14 protein-coding genes and 1 riboswitch are annotated in these 16,537 nt (G+C 36.3%); of the genes, 10 read left to right on the plus strand and 4 right to left on the minus strand.

The genetic code is table 11. The annotated features are described in order from the left end of the window. Window positions 1–195: 195 nt before the first annotated feature. From argC to erpA, 3 genes are all read left to right on the plus strand, one after another. On the plus strand, window positions 196–1,230 hold the full coding sequence (gene argC / locus MTZ49_RS00910; RefSeq protein WP_264746555.1) for an N-acetyl-gamma-glutamyl-phosphate reductase: 1,035 nt from the start codon (window positions 196–198) through the stop codon (window positions 1,228–1,230). 2 nt (window positions 1,231–1,232) lie between these two features. Next, window positions 1,233–1,991 carry a DUF6776 family protein gene (locus tag MTZ49_RS00915; protein ID WP_264746556.1) on the plus strand — a complete coding sequence of 253 codons (759 nt, stop codon included), beginning with the start codon at window positions 1,233–1,235 and terminating at the stop codon, window positions 1,989–1,991. 115 nt (window positions 1,992–2,106) lie between these two features. Next, entirely contained in the window at window positions 2,107–2,463 is a 357-nt protein-coding gene (gene erpA / locus MTZ49_RS00920; RefSeq protein WP_264746557.1) for an iron-sulfur cluster insertion protein ErpA, read from the plus strand. Window positions 2,464–2,491: 28 nt separating this feature from the next. On the opposite strand, the gene MTZ49_RS00925 is transcribed toward erpA, so the two are convergent. Continuing rightward, window positions 2,492–3,145 (minus strand): response regulator, encoded by a 654-nt coding sequence (locus MTZ49_RS00925; RefSeq protein ID WP_201093878.1) that lies wholly within the window; start codon window positions 3,143–3,145, stop codon window positions 2,492–2,494. A 125-nt stretch (window positions 3,146–3,270) separates the two neighbouring features. Here MTZ49_RS00925 and MTZ49_RS00930 point away from each other — a divergent pair, with 125 nt between their 5' ends. After that, the gene (locus MTZ49_RS00930) at window positions 3,271–4,176 is read left to right on the plus strand and encodes a DMT family transporter (RefSeq protein WP_264746558.1); all 906 of its coding nucleotides are present in this window, start codon (window positions 3,271–3,273) and stop codon (window positions 4,174–4,176) included. On the opposite strand, the gene MTZ49_RS00935 is transcribed toward MTZ49_RS00930, so the two are convergent. From MTZ49_RS00935 to MTZ49_RS00945, 3 genes are all read right to left on the minus strand, one after another. After that, entirely contained in the window at window positions 4,173–4,898 is a 726-nt protein-coding gene (locus tag MTZ49_RS00935) for a tRNA-uridine aminocarboxypropyltransferase (protein WP_264746559.1), read from the minus strand. The two genes, MTZ49_RS00930 and MTZ49_RS00935, sit on opposite strands and share 4 nt — an antisense overlap. Continuing rightward, on the minus strand, window positions 4,899–5,675 hold the full coding sequence (locus tag MTZ49_RS00940; protein WP_264746560.1) for a hypothetical protein: 777 nt from the start codon (window positions 5,673–5,675) through the stop codon (window positions 4,899–4,901). Window positions 5,676–5,766: 91 nt separating this feature from the next. Next, window positions 5,767–8,460 (minus strand): cation-transporting P-type ATPase, encoded by a 2,694-nt coding sequence (locus MTZ49_RS00945; RefSeq protein WP_264746561.1) that lies wholly within the window; start codon window positions 8,458–8,460, stop codon window positions 5,767–5,769. A 260-nt stretch (window positions 8,461–8,720) separates the two neighbouring features. Beyond that, window positions 8,721–8,821, plus strand: a riboswitch (TPP riboswitch). A 95-nt stretch (window positions 8,822–8,916) separates the two neighbouring features. On the opposite strand from MTZ49_RS00945, the gene thiC reads away from it, so the two are divergent. From thiC to MTZ49_RS00975, 6 genes are all read left to right on the plus strand, one after another. Beyond that, the gene (thiC, locus tag MTZ49_RS00950) at window positions 8,917–10,797 is read left to right on the plus strand and encodes a phosphomethylpyrimidine synthase ThiC (RefSeq protein WP_413774166.1); all 1,881 of its coding nucleotides are present in this window, start codon (window positions 8,917–8,919) and stop codon (window positions 10,795–10,797) included. A gap of 297 nt (window positions 10,798–11,094) precedes the next feature. Beyond that, window positions 11,095–11,739 (plus strand): oxygen-insensitive NAD(P)H nitroreductase, encoded by a 645-nt coding sequence (gene nfsB, locus MTZ49_RS00955; protein WP_264746563.1) that lies wholly within the window; start codon window positions 11,095–11,097, stop codon window positions 11,737–11,739. 234 nt (window positions 11,740–11,973) lie between these two features. After that, window positions 11,974–14,214 (plus strand): TonB-dependent receptor, encoded by a 2,241-nt coding sequence (locus tag MTZ49_RS00960; RefSeq protein WP_264746564.1) that lies wholly within the window; start codon window positions 11,974–11,976, stop codon window positions 14,212–14,214. A 6-nt stretch (window positions 14,215–14,220) separates the two neighbouring features. Further along, entirely contained in the window at window positions 14,221–14,520 is a 300-nt protein-coding gene (locus tag MTZ49_RS00965; protein WP_264746565.1) for a hypothetical protein, read from the plus strand. Further along, window positions 14,520–16,094, plus strand: a complete 1,575-nt coding sequence (locus MTZ49_RS00970; RefSeq protein ID WP_264746566.1) for a PepSY-associated TM helix domain-containing protein — start codon at window positions 14,520–14,522, stop codon at window positions 16,092–16,094. The genes MTZ49_RS00965 and MTZ49_RS00970 overlap by 1 nt, the downstream gene beginning before the upstream one ends. A gap of 3 nt (window positions 16,095–16,097) precedes the next feature. After that, window positions 16,098–16,427 (plus strand): DUF3325 family protein, encoded by a 330-nt coding sequence (locus tag MTZ49_RS00975; RefSeq protein ID WP_264746567.1) that lies wholly within the window; start codon window positions 16,098–16,100, stop codon window positions 16,425–16,427. The last annotated feature ends 110 nt before the right edge of the window (window positions 16,428–16,537 follow it).

Here is a 16,537-nt window from a genome sequence, read left to right on the forward strand (position 1 = left end):
ACACTCATAAACCATAAGTTAAGCCTTACAAAATAACAAATAATGTTATTAATCAACTAACTTATTGTGATAAATCGCTTTATTAGGTTGCAAGTATAATCAAGATAATTCACAGATACTATTGTTTGTTTAATCTTCTGGCTTTATTATTGATTACTTATAATGTTGATTTACACATATCAAGGGTAAAGCGTTATGTTAAAAATAGGTATTATTGGAGGAACAGGCTATACAGGTGTAGAACTGCTACGCTTACTTGCTGCCCATCCAGAAGCTGAAGTAGTAGCTATTACTTCTCGCTCTGAAGAAGGTGTACATGTAGCAGATATGTATCCTAACCTACGAGACTATTATAGCGACCTTACTTTTACAGTACCTGATACACAAAAACTAGCTGCTTGTGATGTGGTTTTCTTTGCTACCCCTCATGGAGTGGCCCACTCTTTAGCAGGTGAATTGTTAGAAGCAGGAACCAAGGTCATTGATTTATCTGCTGACTTTCGTATCAAAGATATTACAGAATGGGAAAAATGGTACGGTCAACCACATGGTGCGCCTACTCTAGTGAAGGAAGCTGTTTATGGTTTACCAGAAGTTAATCGTGAACAAATTAAAACTGCTCGTTTAATCGCGGTGCCAGGTTGTTATCCTACAGCCACACAATTGGGATTTTTGCCACTATTAGAAGAAGGCATAGCAGATACTTCACAACTTATTGCTGACTGCAAGTCTGGTGTTAGTGGTGCTGGACGTGCCTCCAAAATAGGTTCATTATTTTGTGAAGCTACTGAAAATATGATGGCTTATAGTGTGAGTGGACATCGCCATTTACCTGAAATAAAACAAGGGCTAGAAATAGCCGCTCAACAACCTATTAATCTTACCTTTGTCCCACACTTAACCCCTATGATTAGAGGTATTCACGCAACCCTTTATGTAAAAGTAAAAGACCATTTTACCGACTTACAGAAACTCTATGAACAACGTTTTGCCAATGAACCTTTTGTGGATATTTTACCAGCAGGTAGTCATCCTCAAACACGTAGTGTAAAAGGTGCTAATGTTTGTCGAATTGCAGTCCATCGCCCACAAAATAGTGATTTAGTTGTTATCTTATCAGTTATTGATAACCTCGTTAAAGGTGCTTCAGGACAAGCCATTCAAAATATGAACATCCTATTTGGTTTAGACGAAACATTGGGACTAACGAACACAGCATTAATGCCATAACTATGAATAACAATACCTCACCATCCAACCCAAACCAACTTTGGTTTGGGCTACAGCTTTCTTCAATTATCGTTGTTACTCTGTTAATCATTGTAGCCAGTTACTATACAGGGAAATTAGTTGCTAACAGTGCTTCTAGCAATGCAAATACTGACTCAGTAAAACAATATAAATTGTTAGAAGTACAGTTGAAAAGTACCAAAACTCGCCTATCCATGGCAGAAAATACCAATAAAATAAACACTCAAACGCTTGACCAAACTCGTCAAACTATCCTACAGTTAGAACAACAAATTTATCAGCAGCAAAAAGATATTATTTCTTATAAAGCCATTATCTCAAAACAAAAAATTACTGATCCATTAGTATTTAGAGATTTAATTATTCAGGCTACTGAACAACCTTATACTTTTCGCTATAAGTTAGTTTTAACACGCCTTGATCAAGCCAATATACTGCTAAAAGGCTCATTACATATTGCTATTGTTGGATCCACCAATAACCAACCCCACACAATATCATTAGCAGCAGTTACCACAACAACAGAGCATAAAAAAGATAATATCCCGTTCTCTTTTAGATATATGGCCATGATTCCTGAAAGCAATCAATTTGGTGAGATGACTTTACCAGAGAATTTTATACCTAAAAGCGTTAAAATAACTGCCTATTTAGCTGATGAAACCAAACCGACTACCTATACTTTTGATTGGACAGTACAACCACTTCCGATTAAAGACATCGAAGACCCAAACAGTTAATAGTTTGTCATTAAATAATAATTGACTGTTTCAGTTGGTTAATAAGATAATAATTAGGTATTTTATTTATATTGGTATTTTTATTATCTAAAAAATACCATGGAGACATCAAAAAATGAGTATCGAAACATTTACTCCTAGTTCTATTCAATTCACTGAAAGTGCTGCTAAAAAAGTAAAATCTTTAGTCGAGGAAGAAGGTAACGCTCGCCTTAAATTACGTGTTTTTGTAACAGGTGGTGGTTGTTCTGGCTTTGAATATGGTTTTACTTTTGATGAAGAAACAGCTGAAGATGATACTCTAATAGAACGAAATGGCGTAAATCTTGTTATTGACCCTATGAGTTTTCAATACCTATCAGGTGCAGAAATTGACTATGAAGAAGGCCTACAAGGCTCTCGCTTTGTAGTAAAAAATAATCCACATGCAGTTACAACCTGTGGTTGTGGTTCATCTTTCTCTATCGCTTAATCCAAAAGATGACCACAAATACACATTCTTATTTAGATTGTGCTAACGATTCCATATGTTGTAATAATAAAGCTGCCTGAGTACGTGTACGCACTCCCAACTTACGAAATATGGCTGTAATATGTGCTTTAACTGTTGCTTCTGATACATCTAGGTCATAAGCAATTTGCTTATTCAACAAGCCATCACACACCATCGTTAATACTCTAAACTGCTGAGGAGTTAAACTAGCTAGTTTCGCACTAGTTTCTTTAGCTTCCTCTTCCATACCATCATCAGTATTTTCAGGGTAAGGCCACCATGTGTCACCATCTAATACTTGTTGAATTGCCTTTTGAATAGTTTCTAAAGGGCTAGATTTAGGAATAAAGCCAACTGCACCAAACTCTCTAGAGCGGTTAACAATAGAAGGTTCTTCTTGGGCAGAAATAATAACTACAGGGATTTTAGGATATTGGCCACGCAACAATACCAATCCAGAAAAACCATAAGCACCTGGCATATTTAGATCGAGTAACACTAAATCCCAATCCGACTTATCCGTTAAACTTTTTTCTAAATTAGAAATAGTATCCACTTCCACCAATTTAGTATCAGAGCCCAAGCCTAACACTAGTGTATGACGAAGGGCATTTCTAAACAGCGGATGATCATCTGCAATTAAGATATCATATTTATTCACGTGCTATCTTCCTATATTTTAATTATGATTACTGACTATACAATTTAACTATATTTTCTCAAATAACACTAGCGAATCATCATATTTTCAGGCAAAGTTATTGGTTTTTGTATCAATGGAACATCATGCAAACTGCTATAATCCGTGCCAACATTCTAATGTTAATCACTGCCATGATCTGGGGAAGCACGTTCCTCGGACAAAATGTCGCAATGAACTACATGGGCGCGCTTACCTTTTCAGGAGTACGTTTTCTATTAGGCACTTTTGCACTACTGCCTATTATCTTCTTTTATTTAAGAAAAAATAAACTTACTTTATTACAAATATTTTCTAAAAGGACTATCGCAGGTGGCATCGTATTAGGAATTATATTAACTATAGGCATCAACTTACAACAGATAGGTATTAAATACACTACTATTACTAACTCTGGATTTATTACTGGCCTTTATGTCATTCTGGTTCCTATCCTTGGTTTAATCATTGGTCAAAGAACTGGATTAGGTACATGGATTGGTGCCGTATTAGCCGTTATTGGCATGGCTCTTCTTACATTAACAGATCACCTTACCATCAGTTTTGGGGATTTAATTACCCTAATCAGTGCATTTGCATGGGGGCTTCATGTACTAAGCGCTGGTTTTCTAGTAAGTCGTTATGATCCTATCGCAGTGGCTTTTATGCAATGTTTAGTCTGCTCGATACTTAGTTTATTACTAGCAGCGCCATTAGAAGGACTACAAATCAGCTTTGCTCAACCAGCACTACTGGCTATTTTCTTTACAGGGATTGTTTCGGTGGCTATTAGTTTTACATTACAACTCATTGCTCAGAAAGATGCTGTTCCCTCACATGCGGCTGTTATTTTATCATTAGAAGCGGTATTTGCTGCTATTTGTGGCGCTATATTCTTAGACGAATCACTAACAACACGAGGCTATATTGGATGTATGTTTATGTTTGTAGGAATTATTATTGCGCAAATCTGGCCAACAAAAAAACAACCATCATTACCAGTTAATAACTAAAGATCCATTTGATATGTTAATGCTTGCTGATGTAATACATCATCTACATTAACTTTTCGGCACTCTCGGGCTGCCAGATAATGTTGCGTAAAAAGGTCCAACCATGTATTTAGTGCTGAAGCTGCTAGATTTTCATCGGCTAACTCCAAACAAAGTGCAGCCACCTCTGCGGTACATAAATGCATGTTATTAGTAGAGCGTCGTAATTGATAACGTGAGTATTGTTCAGGCGTTAAACTCAATACAGGCAAACTATCCAAATAAGGGCTTTTACGAAACATTTTCCTAGCTTCGGGCCAAGTACCATCTAATAAAATAAATAATGGTTTTTTTGTTGTTTTTATTAGCTGATGATTAACTCGCTCTGATTGTGCATACTCACCAGGAAACACAATATAAGGCTGCCAACTATCATCTTTCAGTAAGTCTTTAACTGCCTGCATATCACCTACCCTAGTCCAACTAAAAGCATGTGTATCTTTTACAATATCAGCAATTAACCAACCTGTATTACTGGGTTTAAATGGTTCACTATCATACATCAATAAACAAACACCTACTGATGTATTAACTTTAGGCTGCCAATTACAAATACAGTAGTTTTCATCAAGTCTACAACGCTCACAACGCTTAACCTGATGTCCCCTTGCTAAAAAAGGACGTGTACTACTTGCTTGCCGAATAGCACGTAATTTAGCTACCGCATGAGGATATTCTGTCATTTAATAAGGGGAACGATTATCAAGCTGTTGTTGCATTTTTTGTAGCTGGCTATCTACTTTATTTTGTAATGCTTCTAATTGCTGTTTACTATCGTTATTAGTAGAAACATTATCTAACTGACTACGTAATAATAACAAATCATCCTGCACACTTTTCAGTGTTTGCGATACATTTTGTTTTTTCAGTCCATCAACATCACTGCTTAAACTAATGATAGCTGGTTGTATCTTTTTAAGCTCAGCTATTTCATTTTGTAGTTGCTTTACTTGCTCTGTTTGATTAGTAGCCTTACCTAACACAGCTAATTGCTCTTCTAATTTAGCTAAACGTTTTTCTTGAGCCTCTTGTTTAGTGGTAATTGTCTGTTGTGCTTCTAAAATCCGATTTAATTGATTAACTAATTGTTTATTTTGCGCACGAATATTTTCAAGCTGATTTTTAGTCACTGTTTGTTGATTATTCACTTGTTCTGTAATAGCCTGTAATCGACCCGTATTATTTTCTGTAATTGCAGATGTTGTATGTGTTTTCTCATCTAATTGGTATCGCACATCATCGGCTGCTTGTTTAAACACCCAAAACAATACAACCATGCCTATAGAATAGACAACAAACAAAAACAACAGCATATAAACAACAGTTCTATTAGATAATCTAGACAGCTTTGTACTCCTTGCTCTATCGCGTGAGGCATGATCAGCATTCTCTAACTGGTCATGTTCATCCAACGTTAAACTTGGTACATCAATAGGTTCATCTTTAAGATCATTACGCATAAATCACTTCAAAACTGCAAAAATTACAAGGTGGTTTAGTATACTCTAGTTAAATAAATAAAAAATACTTAGCTAATAATGTGTAATAAAATTATCTTGATTTAAAACGACTCATAATAAACTTCTCCAGTTCAATAATGATAAAAATCACCACACTAAATAGCAAAATAATTCCCCAGTATAATAGAGGTAATGGTTCTGTTGAAAAAATCCGATTCATAAAGGGTAAATAAGTAATTGCCAGCTGCAATACAATCAATGCACCCGTCGCTCCCCAAAGCCATTTATTTTGAAAAATAGTCTTATCAAAAGGAAATTTTGTTTGGAAACGGCAATTAAACATATATACCCACTGCCCTGCAACCAACGTCTGTAAAATTATGGTACGAACAAGGTTCACATTATCATATTTACTTGCCAAATAACTTTCTAAAATAAAGGCACTTGTTGCCAATAAAATACCCACAAAAATGATTCGCCAAATTGCATAACCATCCAAAATAGAAGCTTTAGCATTACGTGGTGGACGGGACATGACATTAGACTCAGCCAACTCAGCTGCCAACCCAAATGATAGTGTTATGGAGGTAGCCATATTCATCCATAAGATTTGTAAAGGTGTTAATGGGATTCCCATCCCCAATATAATAGCTATAACAACAATTAATCCCTGTGCAAGGTTACTTGGTAAAATAAAATAGGTTGTTTTCTTAAGGTTATCATATACTCTCCGCCCTTCTTTAACAGCGTTAGCAATAGTGGCAAAATTATCATCCGCCAGCACCATATCAGCAGCTTCTTTAGTAACCGTAGTTCCCTTGATCCCCATAGCTATGCCAACTTCGGCTTGTTTAAGTGCAGGCGCATCATTAACTCCATCTCCTGTCATGCCTACTATCTCATGACTGGCCTGCAATGCTCGTACTAAACGTAGTTTATGCTCAGGGCTGGTACGGGCAAATACGTCATACTGTTTGGCAACAGGTATCAAAGCTTGATCGTCTATTTGCTCTAGCTCTTGTCCAGTAATAACATCCTTACCATTACCTATATTTAACATTGAACCAATAGCCATTGCTGTTTCTGGATGGTCACCCGTAATCATTTTGACCTTTATACCTGCGCTCTGACATTGCCTAATTGCTTCAATAGCTTCAGAGCGAGGAGGATCCATAATTCCTGCAATACCAAGAAATACCATCCTTTCTTGTACATGACTGTGTTCTAACTTAACCACTGGTTCTGCTTGTTCTTTATAGGCTACACCTAACATACGCAACCCTCTACGGGCATACATAGCTATTTCTTTATCCCAGTAATCTTGATTAAAACTTTCCGTACCATGTGCTGTTAATTGTTTATCACACAATTTAAACAATACATCAGGTGCCCCTGTTAGAAAGATAAATGTTTTATCATCTATTTGATTACAGGTAGACATATATTTATATAATGAATCAAAAGGTATTTTACTAATCCTTTCATCCTCTACTTCAATACCTGATTTAATCGCTAATACTTTTAAAGCTGCCTCTGTTGGACCACCAATAATATGCCATTGCCCACTGCTATCTTGATTAAGCTCACTGTCATTACATAACAGAGCAGCCTGTAAAAAACGACTTAATAAAATGTCTTGGTTAAGATCAACTTGTTGCAATGATGCTTCATTAAAAATATCACCCACAGGTTCATAGCCATTACCTGTTACTTGATATTCGGCATCAGCTAAAATAATATTTTCCACCACCATTTCATTCATGGTGAGCGTACCTGTTTTATCAGAACAGATAACAGTCATCGCACCTAAAGTTTCTACTGTAGGAATTTTGCGGATAATGGCCTTTTTACGTGCCATATTTTGTACACCAATCGATAAAATAATCGAAATAATAGCAGGTAAGCCCTCAGGAACAGCAGCCACCGCCAAGCTAATAAGCGCAATTAACAATTCACCTAATGAAATATCGTGTAGGAAATAACCAAAAACAAAAAGGATGGCAATAAGCCCTACTATCGCATAAAGAATATTTCTCGCTAACTGATCCATTTGCTGTAACAATGGTGTACGTAAACTTGTTGTTTCATCCATCATGCGATTGATTAAACCAAGTTGAGTATGACTACCTGTTGCCACAACAATACCTATAGCTGTACCGGCACTGACTGTAGTACCAGAAAAAGCCATATTTAATTGATCGCCTAATAAGGACTCTTTTTCTATAAGATCAGTTTGTTTAGTTATCGCTATAGACTCTCCTGTCAAAATAGCTTCTTCAACCTGTAAGTTATGCACATCAACTAAACGTAAATCAGCAGGAATTTTCACACCAGGTTTTAAAGAGACAATATCACCAGGCACTAACTCCATTGCATCGATTTCTTGAACAACACCGCCACGAATCACTGTTGCGGTATTAGATAACATCCCTTGAATACTTTTTAATGACTGCTCAGCACTATTTTCCTGAATAAACCCAATCAATGCATTAATAACGGTCACGCCAAGAATAACAGCCGTATCAACCCAATGCCCCATAACAGATGTAATAACAGCGGCCACCAATAAAATATAAATTAAAGTATCATTAAAATGAGCTAAAAAGCGCAGTAGTGGATGCTTAGATTTTTTTTCTGGTAAAGTATTTTTACCGTACTCCTGTAATAAATCATCGACTTGACTTATAGCTAAGCCTTGTTTTGATGTATTGAGTCGTTTGACTACTTCTTCCGTTTCGAGTTGATACCAAGCCTTATCAGTATTTTGTTGTGTCATTTTGTTCATAAATACCAATCTTTCCAGCACTATATTAATGCTTAAATTATACGTTTTTTACAACTTAACACATTTAATTTATTAATTATATTAATCATTGCGCTAATAACTTATTGTATTAATAGGTAAAATCTATCTTACAAATTGTAACCCTATATGTAACATTACAACACCTTAATCAATTAACTTCGCTATGAGTACTACTAAAATCAAATATCCAATAACAGCTAAAGCTATTGATTAATAAATTCAAGTCTGTAAACTTATAAATACTCTTGTCGGGGCGCCTTATGGCTGAGATTGGCAGTTGCCTTGTCCCGTTGAACCTGATCAGGTTAATACCTGCGTAGGGAACAAGTGAATACAACTATATGGATTTATTCAATCTATTGGTTTGTATACATGCCTTGCTCACTCTTCAGGTTCACCTCCGTGATTAACAATAAACTATAGGTGGTGACCATTATGCAAAAAACATCTCTAAACCCTTTAAGTCAATCAGCTCAAGTTGATAGTAACTCAGTACAACCTTTTCCCAACTCACAAAAAATATATGTACAGGGTTCAAAAGCAGATATTCAAGTACCTATGAGAGAAATCTCTGTAGCTGAAACACCTACTTCACTAGGTAATGAATACAATCCACCAGTTACTGTTTATGATACTTCAGGCCCCTATACTGATCCCAATATTACTATAGATATTCGTAAAGGATTAGCGGATATTCGCTCAACATGGCTAGAGCGTCGTCAAGATACGGAGCAACTGACCTCCCTTAGCTCACAATTTAGTCAACAACGATTAGCCAATGCTGAGTTACAAGCTATGCGCTTTGGACTAACTCATACACCAAGAAAAGCTAAGTCAGGCCAAAATGTAACTCAAATGCACTATGCTCGAAAAGGTATTATCACCGATGAAATGGAGTATGTAGCTATTCGAGAAAATTTAAAACTGCAACAACAATTAGAAGCAGGCGTTTATAATAATCAACATGCAGGACAAAGTTTTGGTGCCAGCATACCAAAACAAATCACTCCAGAATTTGTTCGCCAAGAAATTGCTAGGGGTAGAGCGATTATTCCCGCCAATATTAACCATGTTGAATTAGAACCAATGATTATTGGTCGTAATTTTTTAGTAAAAATTAACGGCAATATTGGTAATAGTGCATTAGGCTCTTCCATTGAAGAAGAAGTAGCCAAACTAACATGGGGGATTCGTTGGGGTGCAGACACCATTATGGATCTCTCCACAGGTAAATATATTCATGAGACCCGTGAGTGGATTATTCGCAATAGCCCAGTACCTATTGGTACAGTACCAATCTATCAAGCTTTAGAAAAAGTAGGCGGCATAGCAGAAGATTTAACATGGGAATTATTTAGAGACACCTTAATTGAACAAGCAGAACAAGGTGTTGATTACTTTACAATCCATGCAGGTTTAAGGTTACATCATATTCCGCTAACAGCAAAACGTTTAACAGGTATTGTCTCCCGTGGTGGTTCTATTATGGCAAAATGGTGTCTTGCTCACCATCAAGAGAACTTCCTGCATACACACTTTGAAGATATCTGTGAGATTATGAAAGCCTATGATGTTAGCTTCTCCTTAGGTGATGGTTTACGCCCTGGCTCTGTAGCGGATGCTAATGATGCAGCACAATTTGGTGAGCTAGAAACACTAGGCGAATTAACCAAAATTGCATGGCAACACGATATACAAACCATTATCGAAGGCCCTGGCCATATTCCTATGCATTTAATTAAAGAAAATATGGATAAACAACTAGCCTGTTGTGATGAAGCACCCTTTTATACCTTGGGTCCACTAGTTACTGATATTGCGCCAGCTTATGATCATATTACCTCTGGTATTGGTGCAGCGATGATTGGTTGGTATGGTTGCGCTATGCTTTGTTATGTCACCCCTAAAGAACACTTAGGACTACCCAATAAAGAAGATGTAAAAACAGGTATTATCACTTATAAAATTGCTGCACATGCCGCTGACTTAGCAAAAGGTCATCCTGGTGCACAAATAAGAGACAATGCACTATCTAAAGCTCGTTTTGAGTTCCGTTGGGAAGATCAGTTTAATTTAGGGTTAGATCCTGATACTGCTAGAAGCTTTCATGATGAAACACTACCCAAAGACTCTGCTAAGGTAGCTCATTTCTGTTCAATGTGCGGCCCTAAATTCTGCTCTATGAAAATCACTCAAGAAGTTCGTGATTATGCAGCTAAACAAGAAACAATTGCTGTAACAGAAATAGAACAGAAAATGCAGGAAAAATCTGCAGAGTTTAAACAACAAGGTGGCAAAATTTATTCAGAAATTTAATACACACCATTATGAAAGAGAGACTATAACGCTCTCTTTCATTCTATTAATCATTAGCGATTAAAACCATAAACAAACCTAAATTGAATAATGTAATCTCTGTAATTTTTTACAGTTATTTAATCCCTTATTTTTTGAAGTATTACAGCAATGATAATTGCCTATCTTGTCCATAAGAATTATCTTTTTTTACATTAATAGAAATATATTCAGTTCTAAATAATCTAAAAAGGTAATCTCTAGACTGTTATAATTTAGGTTTAACTATTTAATATCACTCACAATGAGGAGATAAAATTGAATATTGGTGAAATCTCAGCAAAACGCTTTACGACTAAACAGTATGATAGTAGTAAGAAAATCCCTGAAGATCAAGTAAAACAATTACTTACAGTGCTACGTAATAGTCCTTCTTCTGTAAACTCACAACCTTGGCATTTTTTTGTGATTAATAGCACAGAAGGCAAACAAAAAATCCTACCTGGCATTAGTGATTTTAATCATCCACGTATTACGGATGCTTCTCATGTAGTCGTATTCTGCGCAAAAACTCAAATGCCAGAAGAACACTTACAAACTATTTTAAATCAAGAAGATAAAGATGGTCGCTTTGCTAATGAAGAGATTAAAAAAGCTAATGATGGCGGTCGTCACTTCTTCGTAGGTCTGAATAATAACTCACCAGAGCAATTATTTAATTGGGAAAGCAAACAAGTTTATATTGCTTTAGGTAACTTAATGTTAGCAGCGGCCACCTTAGGTATAGATTCAACACCTATTGAAGGCTTTGATCAACAAAAACTAGATGAAGTATTAGGCTTAAAAGAAAAAGGGCTTTCTAGTGTAGTTGTAGCCAGCCTTGGTTATCATGCTACAGATGACTTTAATAGTAAATTACCTAAGTCTCGTCTCCCAGAAGAACAAATCTTCACCTTTATGTAATAACTAATAAGCCACTTTAAAAGTGGCTTATTATTCCTCTCATATATATCATTATTACCAACCTATCATTTATCTTTAAATGCCTTGCTAGCCTTAGCAAAAATAAAAATGCATGAATCTATTAATATTTTTATCGAAATGATACTCAATACCTATTGCAAATAATAATTTTTATCATTTAGAATGTGCGCTTTTTAATTACCATTCAAAATTCAAGGTAAGGTTACCCTTCGCATGTCTTGTATTCTCAATTCAGTAGCTATGCTTCAAAATAGCCCTATAAGAAAAGGAATTCTATTAGCAATCCTTATTCAGCCTCTCTTATGGGGAAGTATAGTTAAAGCTGAAGAACAGATAACACCATCAGAAAACTCAACAGACACAACTGAAGATACCTTACAAATGGATACTTTTACAATTAGTGCAGATGCTTCTTCTCGAGGTTTAAGCGAAGCCTATTCAGGTGGACAAGTAGCCCGTGGTGCTCGTATGGGCATTTTGGGGAATCAAGATATGATGGATTCTTCATTTGTAAGCACTGCCTATACCTCTAAAATGATTCAAGATACACAAGCACGCAGTATTGCTGATGTGGTACGTAATGATCCTAGCGTACAAGTGGCGCGAGGCTTTGGTAACTTTCAAGAAGTATATGTAATACGTGGTTTTCCTATTTATTCAGACGATATGATGTATAACGGACTATACGGCATTTTACCCCGCCAATATGTAGCCACTGAACTGGTAGAAAGAGTTGAAGTATTCCGTGGTGCTAATGCTTTCTTAAATGGAGCAGCGCCAGGTGGAAGTGGTATTGGTGGTGCGATTAATTTATTACCTAAAAGAGCAAGTAATGAGCCATTAACCAGATTATCCTCTGGTATTGAGAATGGTGGTCAGTGGTATACCGCTACGGACATTAGTAGACGTTTTGGTGATGAGCAACAATTAGGTATTAGGTTAAACGCCGCTCGCCACAAAGGTGAAACCAGCATTGAAGATGAATATCGTAAACTTGATGTATTTTCACTAGGATTAGATTATCGAATTGATAATATTAGACTTTCCAGTGATTTTGGTTATCAAGATCAACGGTTAGATGATCCTCGCCCTAGTGTAACACCAACAGGTAATGGTGTTCCCAGCGTGCCGAACACCAAAGATAACTTTGCACAACCTTGGACTTACTCTATGGAGCGCCAGACATTCGGTACTTTCCGCGGAGAGTGGGATTTACTAGATAATGTTACAGCTTGGGCGGCAGTGGGCATGCGTAAAGGGACTGAGCACAGTATTTTATCAGGTCCAACTGCCCAAGAAGATGGTTCATTTACGGCTAGACGCTCCTCTTTCAGTCGTGAAGATACTGTATTTTCAGGAGACATGGGATTGATGGGTAACTTTATGACAGGCCCTATTTCCCATCAATGGGCTGTCTCCCACAATCGTTATAACTTACGCTCCCGCAATGCTTATGCTTGGTCATCCTCATCTATCACAGGTAATATCTATAATCCTATTGGAAGTAGTATGCCTACAGATAACTCTATTGTTGGTGGTGACCTTTCATCTCCCCATGTTACTGATCGTACAGAGATGATGAGTACAGCCATAGTGGATACATTAGGTTTCTTTGATGATCAATTTTTGGTTACTGTAGGTGCTCGTCGTCAAAACTTAAATGTAAAGAGCTATAACTATAATACAGGTGATAGAGCTTCATCTTATGATGAAAGCGTTACTACACCTATGTATGGTGTAGTGTACAAATTTAACTCTGAAATTTCTTTATACGCCAACCATATTGAAGGTTTAACTAAGGGCGATGTTGCCCCTTCAGTTAGTAGTGGTACCCCAGTTGTTAATGCTGGTGAGGCATTAGCGCCTTACCGTTCCAGACAAACTGAGTTTGGTGTTAAATATGATGGTGGCAATATAGGCGGTAGTTTATCTTTCTTCACTACCAAAAAACCTTTTAGCATGGTTAAAGACAGCTATTTTACAGCAGGTGGCAAACAGCGTAATAGAGGTGTTGAGTTAATGCTGTTTGGTGAGCCAGTAGAAGGCGTTAGATTATTAGGTGGTATTACGTATATAGAAGCCAAGCAAATTAAAGTAGCGGATGATACGTCTAAAAATAAAAAGGCAATTGGTGTTCCTAAATATCGAGCTAATTTAAATGCTGAATGGGATATTCCTTTTGTTGAAGGGTTAGCTGTTAATAGTCAGCTGATGTATACCGATAAACAATATGTTAATGCAACCAATACATTACACGTTCCTTCATGGACAAGAATGGATTTAGGTGCACGTTATCAAATGAATATAGGTAAACAAAAAATAACCCTAAGAGGCAAAGTAGAGAATATTGCAAACCGCAAATACTGGGCATCAGTAGGCGGTTATGCAGGTGCGAACTATCTAACGATGGGTAATCCTCGTACTTACATGCTTTCAGTTGATGTAGATTTTTAATCACCTATGAGAATACACCAACAAAGCTTAACAAAGTATCGTATAGCAGTAGCCATTAGATGTTTAATTGCTATTGCTGGAGGCTATGCATTAGCTGCTACAAGCAATATTTTTCTTGCATTATATCTGCCATTTACACCGTCAGAAGCAGTCATAACCGCTAACTTATTATGTCTAGTTATTCTTTGTATAGCTGTTTGCTGGGTATTTAGTGTTGATAAGAATTGGAAAGCATTGTTAGGTGTACTGTTACCCACCCTATTATGTTTGTTATTTAATGGCCTTCATCAAGCAGGTAGTGTTTAATGAAAGAGGGTTTTAGACAATCACAAGCATGGTTACATACATGGTCTGGCCTAATAGTAGGTTGGCTATTGTTTATGATCTTTGCTACAGGAACACTTAGCTTTTTTCGAGAGGAAATTACTTATTGGATGCAACCCGAATTACATTCAGTATCATTACCTAAAGATGAAAATCAAGCTGTTATATTAGAAAGAGTTTTTAGGCAACTCTCGCCTAAAATAGAAGATGCTTCTTTTTTAGCCATTACCTTACCATCAGACCGTAATCCCACCTTAAAAGTTAATTGGTTTGCCGCTAGACAACGAGGCAATTTAGTATTTGATCCAAATACAGGTAATGTTATTAAACCAAGAGCAACGGTGGGAGGTAATTTTTATTACCGCATGCATTATCAACTGTGGTATCTATCCCCTTTTACAGGGCGTATTATTATTTGTGTTGTCACACTCTGCATGTTAATTGCACTTATCACAGGTATTATTACGCATAAAAAAATATTTAAAGATTTCTTTGTACTACGTACCCATAAAGGCCAGCGCTCTTGGTTAGACGGCCATATTATTAGTGGCGTAATAGCGTTACCTTTTCATTTAATGATAACCTTTAGTGGGTTAATTATTTTAATTGGCTTCTTTATGCCATGGGGTAACGATGCAGTCTACGGACAACAGCGAGGTAAAATATATCAAGAAGCATTTAATATCCCAGACTTTGGTGAGCGAGCCAGTGGTATTAAACAGTCTATGCCATCAATTAGCTCCCTGCTTGAGCAATTTAATAAAGTATATCCAAACCAACAACTTAGCTTTATAACAATTTACCGCCCCAATCAAACCAATAGTAAAATTGTACTAACAACTGATATTGCAAATACTATCAATCCAAAGGGTTTGGTTTTTAACAACCAAGGTGAAATAGTTACTGAAGTCAACGCCAATGGACCAGCAGCAGCTACTCAAAATACGCTCAGCTCACTTCATCGTGGTCACTTTGCTAATTATGGATTACGTTGGCTATATTTTTTATCAGGTATTGCAGGCTGTTTTATGACGGCCAGTGGCTTAATTTTATGGTTTATCAAAAAACAAGCAAGATTGAAAAAAACATCCCCTAACAAACAACCTTTTAGCCATCGTTTAGTACAAATACTAAATGTTACAACTATAGCTGGCTTATGTGTTGCATTACCTAGTGTACTGTTAACCAATCGTTTACTACCTACTATGCTAGAACACCGTCAAAGATGGGAAGCACATATTTTTTTCATTATATGGGGACTCACATTACTCTATAGTATTATCCGCCCCTATAAAAAAGCATGGTATGAACTTTTTGCATTAGCTACTATAACTTGTTTAGCCATTCCTATTATTAATTCCCTAACGACTAAAGATTCATTATTTCAATCTATCACTCAAGGTAATTGGCAACTAGCCAGTGTTGAATTAATAGCTATCACTTTTGCTCTATTATTTGCATGGTTAAGTTATATGATCTTTCATCACAACTATCACCCTAAAAATCATAAAGTGAATTCTAATGCCCAACTTCAACAACTTGTGATGGATAAATAAAAAATGATTATTATGTTATTTTTAATTATTTTTTTTGGGCTTAGCTATCTCTGTATGGGAATTAAAAAGCATTATGCACAAGCCCTAGCTATTACTTTGTACCACAATAATATCATCGCTATTATCTTTGGCTCTTTGCTATTAGTTATCGCTTTTTTCGTTGCCATTAAACAATTAGGTGCTGGCATTGGTATTGTCTATTACCTAGGCTTAATAACATTGACCCATTTATTAGTGATTATGTTAATCTACTACTTTCCCAAGCAACTCAGCAAAATCACTGGATTTTATTGGCTCTTTAGGCAACACCCTACACCGAGCCATAAATCGTAATTAATTATTTTAATAAATAACTAATAATAAAAAAGCCCTATAAAATTACTTTTATAAGGCTGTATATTTTTAGTTTTATAATAATTTCTAATATTATCAATAGTTAATTA

The sequence above is a fragment of the Entomomonas sp. E2T0 genome (assembly GCF_025985425.1).
GTDB lineage: Bacteria > Pseudomonadota > Gammaproteobacteria > Pseudomonadales > Pseudomonadaceae > Entomomonas.

What these genes read in the sequence shown, in the direction of transcription:
- MTZ49_RS00930 (WP_264746558.1), top strand. Translation starts at nt 3,271, where the DNA reads ATGCAAACTGCTATAATCCGTGCCAACATTCTAATGTTAATCACTGCC.
- MTZ49_RS00945 (WP_264746561.1), bottom strand. Translation starts at nt 8,460, where the DNA reads ATGAACAAAATGACACAACAAAATACTGATAAGGCTTGGTATCAACTC.
- MTZ49_RS00940 (WP_264746560.1), bottom strand. Translation starts at nt 5,675, where the DNA reads ATGCGTAATGATCTTAAAGATGAACCTATTGATGTACCAAGTTTAACG.
- argC (WP_264746555.1), top strand. Translation starts at nt 196, where the DNA reads ATGTTAAAAATAGGTATTATTGGAGGAACAGGCTATACAGGTGTAGAA.
- MTZ49_RS00915 (WP_264746556.1), top strand. Translation starts at nt 1,233, where the DNA reads ATGAATAACAATACCTCACCATCCAACCCAAACCAACTTTGGTTTGGG.
- MTZ49_RS00970 (WP_264746566.1), top strand. Translation starts at nt 14,520, where the DNA reads ATGAAAGAGGGTTTTAGACAATCACAAGCATGGTTACATACATGGTCT.
- thiC (WP_413774166.1), top strand. Translation starts at nt 8,917, where the DNA reads ATGCAAAAAACATCTCTAAACCCTTTAAGTCAATCAGCTCAAGTTGAT.
- MTZ49_RS00965 (WP_264746565.1), top strand. Translation starts at nt 14,221, where the DNA reads ATGAGAATACACCAACAAAGCTTAACAAAGTATCGTATAGCAGTAGCC.
- MTZ49_RS00960 (WP_264746564.1), top strand. Translation starts at nt 11,974, where the DNA reads ATGTCTTGTATTCTCAATTCAGTAGCTATGCTTCAAAATAGCCCTATA.
- MTZ49_RS00935 (WP_264746559.1), bottom strand. Translation starts at nt 4,898, where the DNA reads ATGACAGAATATCCTCATGCGGTAGCTAAATTACGTGCTATTCGGCAA.
- erpA (WP_264746557.1), top strand. Translation starts at nt 2,107, where the DNA reads ATGAGTATCGAAACATTTACTCCTAGTTCTATTCAATTCACTGAAAGT.
- MTZ49_RS00975 (WP_264746567.1), top strand. Translation starts at nt 16,098, where the DNA reads ATGATTATTATGTTATTTTTAATTATTTTTTTTGGGCTTAGCTATCTC.